Origin of the sequence: Streptomyces inhibens, from assembly GCF_003389455.1 — a bacterium.
Lineage (GTDB): Bacteria > Actinomycetota > Actinomycetes > Streptomycetales > Streptomycetaceae > Streptomyces > Streptomyces inhibens.
Genome location: NZ_QUAC01000415.1, coordinates 1 through 12,329, shown reverse-complemented (window position 1 = coordinate 12,329; position 12,329 = coordinate 1). Strand labels below are relative to the sequence as shown.

10 protein-coding genes are annotated in these 12,329 nt (G+C 71.9%); 1 reads left to right on the top strand and 9 read right to left on the bottom strand.

What is annotated here, in order from left to right; all coding sequences use genetic code 11:
• Window positions 1-48: 48 nt before the first annotated feature.
• The 5 genes from DY245_RS36520 to ligD form a co-directional block, all read right to left on the bottom strand.
• Entirely contained in the window at window positions 49-297 is a 249-nt protein-coding gene (locus DY245_RS36520) for a hypothetical protein (protein WP_128511393.1), read from the bottom strand.
• Window positions 298-451: 154 nt separating this feature from the next.
• Window positions 452-1,678, bottom strand: a complete 1,227-nt coding sequence (locus DY245_RS36515; protein WP_128511392.1) for a PP2C family protein-serine/threonine phosphatase — start codon at window positions 1,676-1,678, stop codon at window positions 452-454.
• Complete coding sequence (locus DY245_RS36510; protein WP_425329488.1) at window positions 1,675-3,294, bottom strand: MFS transporter; 1,620 nt, start codon at window positions 3,292-3,294, stop codon at window positions 1,675-1,677. The genes DY245_RS36515 and DY245_RS36510 overlap by 4 nt, the downstream gene beginning before the upstream one ends.
• Before the next feature lie 165 nt (window positions 3,295-3,459).
• The gene (locus tag DY245_RS36505; protein WP_128511390.1) at window positions 3,460-5,016 is read right to left on the bottom strand and encodes an AbgT family transporter; all 1,557 of its coding nucleotides are present in this window, start codon (window positions 5,014-5,016) and stop codon (window positions 3,460-3,462) included.
• Between the two features lie 283 nt (window positions 5,017-5,299).
• A complete protein-coding gene (ligD, locus tag DY245_RS36500) occupies window positions 5,300-6,310 on the bottom strand; it encodes a non-homologous end-joining DNA ligase (protein ID WP_128511389.1) in 1,011 nt (336 codons plus the stop codon).
• Between the two features lie 124 nt (window positions 6,311-6,434).
• Here ligD and DY245_RS36495 point away from each other — a divergent pair, with 124 nt between their 5' ends.
• Window positions 6,435-7,496: an ATP-dependent DNA ligase gene (locus tag DY245_RS36495; RefSeq protein ID WP_128511388.1), complete on the top strand. Its 1,062-nt coding sequence runs from the start codon at window positions 6,435-6,437 to the stop codon at window positions 7,494-7,496.
• A gap of 39 nt (window positions 7,497-7,535) precedes the next feature.
• On the opposite strand, the gene DY245_RS36490 is transcribed toward DY245_RS36495, so the two are convergent.
• From DY245_RS36490 to DY245_RS36475, 4 genes are all read right to left on the bottom strand, one after another.
• Window positions 7,536-8,522: an MASE1 domain-containing protein gene (locus DY245_RS36490; RefSeq protein WP_128511395.1), complete on the bottom strand. Its 987-nt coding sequence runs from the start codon at window positions 8,520-8,522 to the stop codon at window positions 7,536-7,538.
• 62 nt (window positions 8,523-8,584) lie between these two features.
• A complete protein-coding gene (locus tag DY245_RS36485) occupies window positions 8,585-9,418 on the bottom strand; it encodes a PP2C family protein-serine/threonine phosphatase (RefSeq protein ID WP_128511387.1) in 834 nt (277 codons plus the stop codon).
• Window positions 9,419-9,655: 237 nt separating this feature from the next.
• Window positions 9,656-11,248, bottom strand: a complete 1,593-nt coding sequence (locus DY245_RS36480; protein ID WP_128511394.1) for an APC family permease — start codon at window positions 11,246-11,248, stop codon at window positions 9,656-9,658.
• Between the two features lie 269 nt (window positions 11,249-11,517).
• Window positions 11,518-11,853 carry an acyl-CoA carboxylase subunit epsilon gene (locus tag DY245_RS36475; protein WP_128511386.1) on the bottom strand — a complete coding sequence of 112 codons (336 nt, stop codon included), beginning with the start codon at window positions 11,851-11,853 and terminating at the stop codon, window positions 11,518-11,520.
• Window positions 11,854-12,329 lie beyond the last annotated feature (476 nt).

Here is a 12,329-nt window from a genome sequence, read left to right as displayed (position 1 = left end):
GGGCCGCCGCAGCTGAACGCTGCGGCGGCCCGACTGTGCTACTGCGGGTCAGAGGAGACCCCACAGGCCGAAGAGGCCGTGGCCGAAGAGGCCGTAGCCGCCATAACCGCCGTAGCCGCCATAGCCGAAGTTGTCGTAGCCGTGGTGGTGGTGGCAGTGGTGGTGGTGACGACCGTGGTGGCCGGAAGAGGACGCGGACTGCGTCTGGGGAGCGGCCGAAGCCATACCGGCGAGCGGGACGACGGCGGCGGCGGCGATTGCCGCGGCGGCCACAGAGCGGCCTATGAACTTGCGCATTGCGTTTCTCCTGTTTGGCAGGAAATCTGACAATGCGATGAGTACCGCGCAGAACCGAAAACCGTGCAGACACGACGAACGGCCACTCCAACAGCCCCAAGAATTGCTCCAGTCGCGGTAATGAAAAGGCAAAGTGGGCCGGTCGGTGGCCCGGTCAGAGACGGATGACGACCAAGGCCGTGTCATCGGTGGCTCCTCCGGGCAGCAGCAGCTCCGCCAGCAGCGCATCGGCGAGCTCCTCGGGGCCGGCGTGCCGGTGCCGGGTCAGCGCATCGGCCAGCCGCGCCAGACCGACGTCGATGTCCTCGCGGCGGCGCTCGATCAGCCCGTCCGTATAGAGCACCAGCACCGCATCGTCCTCGAAGGCGGCGTGCGCCTCGGGGCGGTCCACATGCTCGGGCCTGGCCCCCAACGGCGGGTCGGTCGCGCGGTCCAGCAGCTCGACCGTGCCGTCCGGGTGCAGCAGGGCCGGCGGTGGATGGCCGGCGCTGCTGTAGGCGATGGTGTGCGTGGTCCAGTCGATGATCGCCTGCACCGCGGTGGTGGACTCGGCGCCGTCCACCGAGCGGGCGTAGAGGCCGACCACCTCCAGCGCCTGGGCGGGGCCCGCGGCGACCAGCGTGGCGGCGCTCAGCGCGCTGCGCAGCTGGCCCATGACACAGGCGGCGTCCAGGCCGTGGCCGACGACATCGCCGACGGCCACCGCCATCCGGTCCCCGGGCAGTTCGGCCAGGTCGTACCAGTCGCCGCAGACGTTGAGGGCACCGACCGCCGGCCGGTAGCGCACCGCCGCCCGGTGGTGCCCCACGGGCCGGGGCGCGGGCAGCATCGCCTCCTGGAGGGCCAGCACCACCTCTCGCTCCCGGGCATGGGCCTGCCGCAGCCGCTCGTTGACCTCCTGGAGCTCCCGGGCACGGGTGTAGAGCTCTGCCTCCATCCGGTCCCGGTCAGCGCCGCGGTCGAGGGCACCGGCCCGGACGATCTCGGTGACGTCCTCGACCCGGTGCACGATCAGCACCACCCGCCCGCCGGCGTCGAGGACGGGCGCGTTGACCGGCCTCCAGTACCGCTCCTCGAACACCCCCGGGCGGCCGGGCGCCTCGATGTCGTAGCGCTGTAGCGGCATGGTGTCGCGCACCCCGGTGGCCAGCACCCGTTCCAGTGACGCCTTGACGTTGCGCACCCCGGACGCGTCGGGGTCGTCGGGATTGTCGGGGAAGACGTCGAAGAGATAGCGGCCGATCAGTTGGCCGTGTTCCCGTCCGGCCCGCCACAGCAGGGCCTCGTTCACGTCGGCGATCATGAACCGCGGGGTGAGCAGCATGACCCCACCCGGCAGTGCCTGGAAGACCGCCGCGTAGTCGATCGCGGGTTCGCTCACGTGGTGCCCGCATCCGGTGGGGTCCGCGTCACCCGGGTTCCCGGGTGCAGATGCGCGCAGATGAACGCCGCGGCCAGCGCGGCGGCCATCCCGTAGAAGACCGCCCGGTTGCCCTGGGCGAAGTCCAGGCGGACCGCGTCCAGGACCTCCGGCGGCAGCAGCGACGAGGGGCCGCTGCCGTGCGGCGGCCCACCGCCCTGTCCGGCGAGGGATTCGGTGAGGCTGTGGGCCACCTCGCGCGCGGTGGCGGTGGACAGTCCGCGGTCCTTGAGGCTCGCCACGATCCGGTCGGTGGTGACGGTGGCCAGCACCGTGCCCAGTACGGCCAGGCCCACGCTGGCCGCGTAGTTGCGGACGGTCTGGGTGATGCCGGTGACCTCGCCGTAGGAGGCGCCGATGGCGCGGTTGACGGCGTCGGTCGAGGCGGGGGCGAGCAGCAGTCCGATGCCGGCGCCGGCCAGCACGATGTACGGCCACTGGGCGGCCGGCGACAGATCCGTCATCCTGTGCGCCCACAGCCCGAAGCCGACGGCGCCGAGCGCGGAGCCGAGGCGGAGGGCCGGTTTGGCGCCGCGCCGGTCCAGGATCCGGCCGCCGAGCTGCGAGGCGATGCCGAAGCCGAGGAAGAAGACCAGCAGATAGAGGCCGGCTTCGTTCGGCGAGGAGCCGAGCGCGACCTGAGCGTAGACCGAGGCGAAGAAGAACACCGGGACGAATGCCATCATCGCGAAGAACAGCACGGCGATATCGGCGACGAAGGCGCGGTCGCCGAACACCCCGATGGCGATCAATGGGTGAGCGGTGCGCAGTTCGAGGCGGACGAAGACGATCAGTAGGAGCAGCCCGCCGATGACGCACGTCCAGGTGGCGGCTGAGCCCCAGCCCCACGCGGAGGCCTGCTGAAGCCCGAGCACGCTCAGCCCCATGCCGGCCGCGACCAGGACCGCGCCACGGCGGTCGAGCGTCTCGCGGCGGCCGTCGGCCGGGATGTGCGCCAGCAGCGTCAGGACGACGGCGATCAGGGCGAGGGGCACATTGACCCAGAAGACGGCTCGCCAGGTCCAGGTGGTGAGCCAGCCGCCGAGGATCGGGCCGACGGCGGTCAGCGCGCCGGAGAGGCCGAAGAACAGCGCCGGTGCCCGGCCCCGGCGTTCGACGGGGAAGACCATGACCACCACAGCGAGCGCCGCCGGGAACATCAGCGCCGCGCCCAGGCCCTGCACGGCCCGGAAGGCGATCAGCCAGGTCTGTGCGGCATCCCCTTTCGGCACGGCTCCGCACAGCGCGGAGGCGATCACGAAGACCAGGGTGCCGAGGAGCATGACGCGGCGGTGGCCGAGGAGATCGGCCAGCCGCCCGCCCAGCGCGAAGAATGCCGCGAGGGACAGCAGATAGGCGTTGACGACCCATCGGACGCCCGAGGTGGACAGGCCCAGCTCGTCGGTGATGTGCGGGGCCGCGAGGGAGACGATCGTCTGGTCGATGAAGGTCATCGACACCGCGACGAGCATGGCCGCCGGCGAGAGCGTCTCGTTCGCCGCTCCCGCCGGGACGTCGCGCCGCTCCGCCAGGGCGGGTGTGCCGTTCGCCCTCGGCACCTTCCTGTCGTTCGCCACGTGCGGAATGTTCCCGTCCGGGCGGTGTACGCGCATGCCGGGGGCGGGTGTTTCCCGCCCCGTCGGCGCACGAACGGCGAGGCCGATCCGGTCCTGTCGCCGCCGCGGCGGCTACCGCCGTTCGGGTCAGCCGTGGCCGAGGCACCGCGCGCGGATCCGGAGGGGTCAGCGCACCGGAGCGCCCGGCCCCAGCGGGAGGCCCAGCAGCCACCAGACGACGAACAGCAGCGTCCAGGCGAGCAGCATCGCCAGGGCCACCGGCAGGGTGCAGGAGACCAGTGTGCCGATGCCGGCCTCCTTCTTGCGGGTCTGGAGGAAGCCGACGGTGAGGATGAAGCTGGTGCTCATGGGGGTGATCGAATTCGTACAGGAGTCGGCGATCCGGTAGAGCGCCATCGTCGTCGCCGGGTTGATGTGCAGCAGCATCAGCATGGGGACCAGCACCGGCGCGACCAGCGCCCACAGCGCCTGGCCGCTGGTGATCAGCAGATTCAGCCCGGCGACGGCGACGATCAGCACCAGGAAGAGGATCAGGGTGGGCGCGCCCAGCTCGCGGAGGGCGTCGGCGCCACGGACCGCGACGAAGGTCCCGATGTTCGTCCATTTGAAGAGCGCGACGAACTGCGAGACGGCGAAGAAGATCACCAGCAGCGGTGCGATGGAGCGCAGTCCGTCCGCCATGAAGGCCGGTACGTCCCTGCCGGCTGCCACGGTGCGCGTGAGCCGGCCGTAGACCAGGCCGATGACCAGGAAGAACAGCGACAGGAAGAGCGCGATGTGGTCGAAGAGCGGGGACTCGACGATCGCACCGTCCGCGGCGCGCAGCGGTGAGTGCCGCGGGAGGGTGGCCAGCGCGATCAGCACCCAGTAGCCGAGGGCCGCCCAGCCCGTCAGCTTCAGCGCCCGGATCTCGCGGGGGCCGGGGGCGGGTCGTACGCCCTCACCGGGCGCCGCGGTCGCGTCCGCGGCATCGTCGGGCATCAGTGTGTGCTCGCGACGGGCCAGTACGCGCTCCACCACGAACGTGATCACAAAGGCCAGGACGACCGCCGACACGGTGGTGAAGTACATGTTGTCGGTCGGGCGCACCACGGTGTGCGGTGAGACGGTCTGCGCCGCCTCCGTCGCCATCGCCGCGAAGGCCGCATCGCCGGGCGCGATCAGCGGATTGGCGTCGCCGGCCGCATTGATGGAGACAAAGGCGACGATCATGCCCAGGACGGGTGAGCGGCCCACGGTCTGGAACGCGATGGCGCCCAGCGGGATCAGAACGATGTAGGCGGAGTCGGAGAGGAACTTCGACAGCGCGCCGGCGAGGGCGACCGCCGGCACCACCGAGGTGGCGGGCACACGGGCGAGCGCCTTGCGGGCGAGGGTCTCGAAGAAGCCCGCGCGCTCGGCGACGGCGACGCCCAGCATGACGATGGTGACGGTGGCGAGCGGGCCGAAGGTGACGAAGTTGCCCTCGATCATCGAGAGGAACTCGCGTGCACCGTCGGTCGACAGCACCGTGCGTACGGCGACGCTCCTGCCCGTCCCCGGGTCGGTGACCCGCAGCCCCGCCGCGGCCATCACCCAGCTCGCCGCCGCGGTGATCGCCAGGAGGATCCAGAACAGCCAGAAGGGGTGCGGCAGCCGATTGCCGGTGCGTTCTATCGCGCCCAGAAATCTGCTGAGTCCCGGTGGTGCGGGGTCGACGGCTGTGGCGTCCACGGCTGCCATGGGGCCCTCCTGGCGGTGGCGGTCTGAGGTGCGGGCGACCTTATGAGCAGCCGGGGTCGGTCTGACCAGGGTTACCTGTGGCGCGCCAATCGGGGTCCGGGGTGGCCGCAGCGGCGGCAGGGTCGGGGCAGGGAGCGCCTGTCCCATGGGCGTACCGGAGCGCATCCGCGTGCCGGAGCCCGTTGCTCCCCGGCCCCCGTACCTCGTATCACAGAAGACCCGTTGTCCGCCGCCCCCTCCCCCGCCGTCTCGCCCGGGGCCCTCGCCGCGCGCCGGCCCGTCCTCAGTGCTTGCGCGCCCGGCTCGGCTGAACCCTGGACGGCTCCCCCGGCATCTTCGGATGGTCGGGGGGATAGGGCATATCGCCGAGCCCTTCCTCCGCCGCGTGCCGGTCGGCGAGTTCCAGGAGGGATTCCAGGCCGAAGGCGTGATCCGCCATGTCGGCGTGCACATCGCCGAGTTCGGCGAACCGCGGCGGGACCGTCCGCAGATCGAAGTCCTCGGGTGCGGCGTCGGACAGCTCCTCCCAGCGCAACGGGGTGGAGACGGTCGCGCGGGGGCGGGCCCGCAGCGAATAGGCCGAGGCGATGGTCCGGTCCCTGGCCATCTGGTTGTAGTCGACGAACACCTTTGCGCCGCGTTCTTCCTTCCACCAGGCGGAGGTCACCAGGTCCGGCATCCGGCGCTCCATCGCCCGGGCCACGGTGATCGCGGCCCGTCTGACCTCGGTGAACGTCCAGCGGGGCAGGATCGGTACATAGACGTGCACGCCGCGGCCGCCGGATGTCTTGGGCCAGCCGCGCAGCCCGTGCTCCGACAGCAGCTCCCGCAGTTCGTGGGCGACCCGTACGGCGTCCGCGAAGTCGGTGCCGGGCTGCGGGTCGAGGTCGATCCGCAGTTCGTCGGGGTGCTCGGTGTCCGCGCGGCGTACGGGCCAGGGGTGGAACGTCAGACATCCCAGGTTGGCCGCCCAGAGCACCGCCGCGGGTTCGGTGGGGCACATCTCGTCGGCGAACCGCCCGCTGGGGAAGGCGATCCGCGCGGTGGGCAGCCAGTCCGGCAGCCCCTTGGGCGCGCGCTTCTGGTAGAAGAACTCGCCCTCGATGCCGTCGGGGAAGCGCTGCATGGTGGTGGGCCGGTCGCGCAGGCCCCGCAGCACCCCGTCCGCGACGGCGAGGTAGTACTGCGCGACGTCCAGCTTGGTGAAGCCGCGCTCCGGGTAGTACGTCTTGCCGGGATTCGACAGGCGCACCGTGCGCCCCGCGACATCCAGCTCGACAGCTCCTCCGGCCATCCCTCCACGCTAGGCCCTGTCCGATGGGTCTGCGCGTGCTGCCGCGCGCCGGGAAGGCGCGGTGGCCCGCGGCCCGGGGCGCTCCGGCGCGCGGGATGCGGCCCCAGCCCGCAGGATCGGGACCATGGATCTGCCTGTCATGCCACCGGTCTCCCCCATGCTCGCGAAGCTGGTGGCCGACATTCCCGCCGGCATGCAGTACGAGGCCAAGTGGGACGGTTTCCGCGTCATCGTCTTCCGCGACGGTGACGAGATCGAGATCGCCAGCCGGACCACGAAGTCGCTCACCCGCTACTTCCCCGAGGTGGTCACGGCCGTACGGGCGGAGCTGCCGCGGCGCTGCGTCATCGACGGCGAGATCGTCATCGCCCACGACGGCCGGCTGCACTTCGAGGAACTGCTGGAGCGCATCCACCCGGCCGACTCCCGGGTCCGTACGCTCGCCGAGCGGACCCCCGCCTCCCTCGTCGCCTTCGATCTGCTGGCCCTCGGCTCCGATGCGCTGATGCACGAACCGCAGGCGGCGCGCAGGGAGGCCCTGGTCGAGGCGGTGCGGCCGGCCCGTCCACCGGTGTACACCGCGCCCGCGACCATGGATCAGGAGCTGGCGCACCGCTGGTTCACCCAGTTCGAGGGCGCGGGCCTGGACGGGGTGGTCGCCAAGCCGCTCGACCAGCCCTACCGGCCCGGCGACCGCACCATGTTCAAGATCAAGCATGCCCGCACCGCCGACTGTGTCGTCGCGGGGTACCGGTGGCACAAGAGCGGGCCGGTGGTCGGCTCCCTGCTGCTGGGTCTGCACGACAGCGCCGGTCATCTCCAGCATGTCGGGGTGTGCGCCTCGTTCCCCATGGCCAGGCGGCGCGCGCTGGTCGACGAGCTGGCGCCGCTGCGGATGGACGATGTCGCGGGCCACCCCTGGGGGCAGTGGACGGACGAGGCGGCGCATGCGTCCCGGCGGATGCCCGGCGGGCCCAGCCGCTGGAGCGGCGGCAAGGATCTGTCGTGGGTGCCGCTGCGGCCGGAGCGGGTGTGCGAGGTCGCCTACGACCACATGGAGGGCAGCCGGTTCCGGCATACCGCCCAGTTCCGCCACTGGCGCCCCGACCGTACGCCGGAGAGCTGCACCTACGCCCAGCTGGAGGAACCGGTGGGCTACGACCTGGGGCAGCTGCTGCCGGGCTGAAGGGACGGGCCGGCCCGGTGGCGCCCGCCGGTCATCGGCTCATCCCTTGTCGCTGTCCGGCGGCCATCGGCGTCTGCTCTCCCCCGGCGCGAGATGGTCCACCACTTCGGCCAGTTCACGGCAGGCCTGCTCGATCTTGCGCCGGATGGCGCGCTGCTCGGTGACGATCGCCGACAGCAGCAGCGCGGTGAGCGCGGCGGACGCGTTGAGCGCCTGCAGGTTGACCATCGCCTCCAGGAGGCTCTGGCCCTCGAACGGTCCGGTGCGGCCGGTCGCCGCCGAGATGGCCAGTACGGACACCAGCAGCACACAGGGCGCCGCGCCCGGCAGCTGGAAGCGCAGCGCCGCCCAGATGATCAGCGGAAAGACCAGGAACAGCAGCGAGAGCTCGCTCCTGACCGCCACGAACGGGACCACGACCGACGCGACCGCCAGAGCCGCCCCCTCGGCCCACCGGTACGCGGCGATGTCCCGGGGCCACCGGAGCGCGCGGAAGGCGAGCACGAGCGGGGTGATGACGAGGACGCCCATCGCGTCGCCCACCCACCACGCCACCCAGGTCCGCCAGAAGTCCCCGGCCGGCAGCGCACCGGTGAGCACCTGTGTGCCGCTGCCCAGCGTCGCGCTGATCAGCATTCCGGCGAAGGCACCGAGGGCGACCAGCGCCACCCCGTCGCGCAGCCGGTCCAGTGCGACATGGAAGCCCACCCGGCGGAGCATCAGGCAGGCGCACACCGGCGCGAGGGTGTTGCCGATGACGACGCCGATCCCCGCGAGATCGGGCCGGGTCAGCGTCGCGAGCACCAGGATCGTGCCGATGACGATCCCCGGCCAAATCCACAGGCCCAGCAGGAGCAGGCCGCTCAGGGCGATGCCGGTGGGCGGCCACAGCGGCGTGACCACGGCACCCGCGACCACCACTTGCTCCAGCAGACCGATCCGTGCGGACCCGTAGTAGACGGCGGCGAGGGCGAGGATCGTCAGGGCTGCCGGTGCAGGACGACGGAGTTCCTCGGTGCGCACCACATCAGGCATCAGACAACGCCGGCGGCCGGGCGCCGGCCGCGACACGCACGCCCGGCCGCGCTTCACCCGGGCCTGTCCGCCGCCCCGTCGAAGCGCAGCGCGATCACCGCGGCGTCATCGGTGTGCCCGGTGAGCTCGGCCACGCTCATCGCCACATCGGCCACCGTGGCCGGATCACCGGCGGCGTTGGCGCTGACCAGCCGGGTCACCTGCTGCAGTCCCGCCTCTATCGGGAACGACGGCCCCTCGATGACACCGTCGGTGAGCAGGACGAACGCCCCGGCCAGGGCCAGCCGGCGGCGGGTCACCGGATACCCCTCCCCCGGTACGACGCCGAGCGGCAGGCCCCCGGGGTCGTCGGCGATACCGGACCGCCCGTCGACGGTGGCCCAGACGCCGGGTACGTGCCCGGCCCGGGCGCTCGACAGTTCCCAGGTGACCGGGTCGACGCGGACGAAGGTGCAGGTCGCGAAGAGCCCGCAGTCCACGGAGATCAGCAGGTCGTTGGCCCGGCTCAGCACCTCGCCCGGGTCGGCGGCATGGACGGCGACGGCCCGGAGCGCGAGGCGGATCTGCCCCATGAAGGCGGCCGCCTCGACATCGTGGCCCTGGACATCGCCGATGCAGAAGGCGAGCGATCCGTCCGGCAGGGGGAAGCCGTCGTACCAGTCGCCCCCGATGTCGAGCCCGTGCCGGGCGGGCGCGTAGGTGGCGGCGGTGCGCAGCCCCGGCATCTGCGGCAGCACGGCCGGCAGCATCTCGCGCTGCAGCGCCTCGGCCAGCTCCACCCGCGCCCGTTGCTTCTCGGCGCCTTCCCGCGCCTGGGCGGTCAGCCGCCCGAGCGTGGTCAGCAGATCGTCGGCGCTCGCCGACCGCGGGGGACGACGCCGCAGCATGGACGGCTCCAAGGTGCATCGGTGTGTGGGCCACAACGGGGGCACGCTCCGTGCGGCAGTCCGCGTTGGCCTCCTGACCTGGCCTTATGGGCTCTTGAGGGAGCCCGTGCTTCCCGGTTCATCATATTTCCGCGGTTCGACTTCCGCTTGACGACCGGGCGTCCGGCCGCCGCGCGCCGGGCGCGTCACCCTCCGCAGCCGGACAGGCTGGAGAGCGATCCCCGGCCGCCGCCCGGCTCACACCGTGGCGGGCCGGCCCGCCACCAGGTGCTTGACGCCCGACCGTACGGCCCAGAAGAAGACCGCGAGCGCGAGGGCGGCCACCGTGATCGAGTCGTAGGGGGCCGGCAGCCGGCCGGAGCCCTCGAAGGTGCCCAGCCAGGACACCATGGTCAGGGCGACCAGGTAGACCACCAGCCAGGCGCCGGTGCGGAGTTCGGCGCCGAGCGGGCGGCTCGGGCCGGCGCCGTCGCTCTCCACGGCGGCCATGCCGCCGCGCGCGCCGGGGCGGCGCATGACCAGGAAGATCAGCAGGCCGGCGAGGACGAGGGGAAGGGCGAGGCGCAGGTCGTGCCAGCCGGACCAGTAGACGAACTCGCTGGCCACCACGAAGCTGAGCGGTGCGATCCAGCGCAGCCCCGGCACCCAGCCGGCGGTCCCGCCGCCCGGTTCGGCGCGGAACACGGCGACCGCGACCGCGGAGGCGGCATAGATCAGCAGATACATGTCGCCCATGACGCTCACGATGTCCTGCCAGCCGCCGAAGGGCAGCAGAAAGACCACGATGACCAGGAGGTTGACCACCAGCGCCCGGCGCGGGATGCCGTACCGCTCGTTGACCTTCATGAAGTACCGGGGAATGGTGCCGTTCTTGGCGAGCGCGTAGGTGTGCCGCGCGTCGATCGCCACCCCCACGTACGCGGAGCCGCCGGGCGAGATCACCGCGTCCGCGTAGAGCAGGCTGGACAGCCAGTGCAGATTGAGGATCAGGGCGAGCTGGCCGAACGGGGAGTCGAAGGAGACTCCCTGCCAGCCGTTGCCGAGCAGGTGCTCGGGGACGGTGAACAGGTAGGCCAGTTGCAGGGCCAGGTATATGACGACGGCCAGGCCGATGCCGGTGAGGACCGCCACCGGGATGGTCCGGCGGGGGTTGCGGGTCTCGCCCGAGAAGTCCAGCGGGGCCTGGAATCCGTTGACGGAGTAGACGATGCCGCCGCCGGCCAGCGCGGTCAGACAGGCCACATAGCCGTACGGCGCGAAACCGCCGTGGTCCGTGAGGCGGCCGGAGTGCCAGCCGGAGGCGATCAGCGCGAGCACGGTGACCACCGGGACGGCAATCTTGAACACCGAGATCAGGTTGTTGAGTTGGGCGAACATCCGCACCGCGAACCAGTTGAGTGCGGTCAGCAGCACGCTGAGTCCGGCGGCCAGTGCCAGCCCGGAGAGGGTGAGGGTGTGGCCGTTGTAGATGCCCGGGAGGTAGTGCGCGGCGTACTGCATGATCGCGCTGATCTCGGCCGCGGTGCCGCCCACCGACAGCAGCGTCGACCAGCCGATGAGGGTGCCGACGAGCCGGCCGCTGGCGAGCAGCGGCCAGCGGACCGTGCCACCGCCCTCCGGCCGGGACGCACCGAGTTCGATCAGGACCAGGGCGACCAGACCGCACAGCAGACCGGCCCCGATCCAGGAGAGCAGCGCCGCGGGGCCGGCCGTCTGCGCCGCGTACATCGCGGCAAACAGCCAGCCGGAGCCGACGATGTTGGAGAAGCCGATGCCCGTCAGCCCCCAGAACCCCAGGTCGCGGTGGAGCCGTCGCTCCTGCGCCTGCACTTCCGGCGCGCCGACCCCGTCGGCCCCCGCTGATACCTGCCCCTCCGTCACGAAAACGGCCTCCTTGATTCGCTGTTCCGGCTCGCCGGACCCTACTCGACGATCTTCGAACAGGAATCGTCCGTTCTAGGGGTGGACACCTCAGGCGATCAGCTCGACGCCTGGGGAATGAAGCGGCCCTTACGAGATCTCGTCGGCCGGTGGTGTCGGTCCTGCCGGCGCTCTTCGGCTGACCGCCTGTCAGGTCCGCTTGCGGGGAGTCAGGGGAATCAGCTGCAGGTCCAGCAGCCCGACCAGCAGGCGGAGCGGCCGGCGCGGTGCCCCCTGGGGTCGCGCCGGTCGACCGGGCGCTCCTCGCCGGGGTCGTGGTCGGCGAGGGCGCGCAGGCTCGCGAGTTGGGCACACAGGACGACGGTGATCGCGGCGAGTTCCTCGGGCTCGGCATGGCCCTTGTCGATCCGCAGCGAGAATTCGGGCAGGGCGGCGGGTCGGTCCCCCTCTGCGGGTAAGGCCTCGCCGCCCGGCGCGCTCTGGCCGCCCGGCGCGCTCTCGTCGATCTTGGTGCCCTCGCCGGTGGCTGTGCTCTCGTCGGTGAATGCGTTCATGTGTGGGGGTCCATGGGCTCGATGGCGATCCGCGGCGGGAGACGAACCGCCCCGACGTTCCATCGAGACGTGTACGCAGCCGCCGGCAAAGCCATGTTCGGGGCCGTGTTCGGGCAGGTCACAGGGCCGACGCTAGGAGCGCGGTGGGCCGCTGTCGCGCGGGAGGGCGGTCCGCCTGCGCCATTCGGGCGAGCAGTTCGCCGCCCCAGGCGTGATATCGGGCACCGCGGCCGTGTTGGTCCCGGTCCTCGCGTCGTGGGCGGAGACCATCGCGCCCAGGTATGTGCAGGCACGCGGGTGCCGGATGACGCAGTCAGGATGGCGGGACGATGAGACGTGATCAGGCCGGTGGCGAGCGTGTCCCTGTGCGGGACGACCGACGCCGGGAATTCCTCAAGTGTGCGGCGGGCGTCGCGGGCGTGGCGGCCACCGCGGGGCTGGGCGGCGAGGCGGCCGCCGCGCAGGCGGACCGGCCG

Bases quoted from the DNA above. Each gene is read 5' to 3' on its own strand.
- DY245_RS36485 (WP_128511387.1), bottom strand. From the start codon at position 9,418: ATGCTGCGGCGTCGTCCCCCGCGGTCGGCGAGCGCCGACGATCTGCTG.
- DY245_RS36505 (WP_128511390.1), bottom strand. From the start codon at position 5,016: ATGGCAGCCGTGGACGCCACAGCCGTCGACCCCGCACCACCGGGACTC.
- DY245_RS36495 (WP_128511388.1), top strand. From the start codon at position 6,435: ATGGATCTGCCTGTCATGCCACCGGTCTCCCCCATGCTCGCGAAGCTG.
- DY245_RS36475 (WP_128511386.1), bottom strand. From the start codon at position 11,853: ATGAACGCATTCACCGACGAGAGCACAGCCACCGGCGAGGGCACCAAG.
- DY245_RS36520 (WP_128511393.1), bottom strand. From the start codon at position 297: ATGCGCAAGTTCATAGGCCGCTCTGTGGCCGCCGCGGCAATCGCCGCC.
- ligD (WP_128511389.1), bottom strand. From the start codon at position 6,310: ATGGCCGGAGGAGCTGTCGAGCTGGATGTCGCGGGGCGCACGGTGCGC.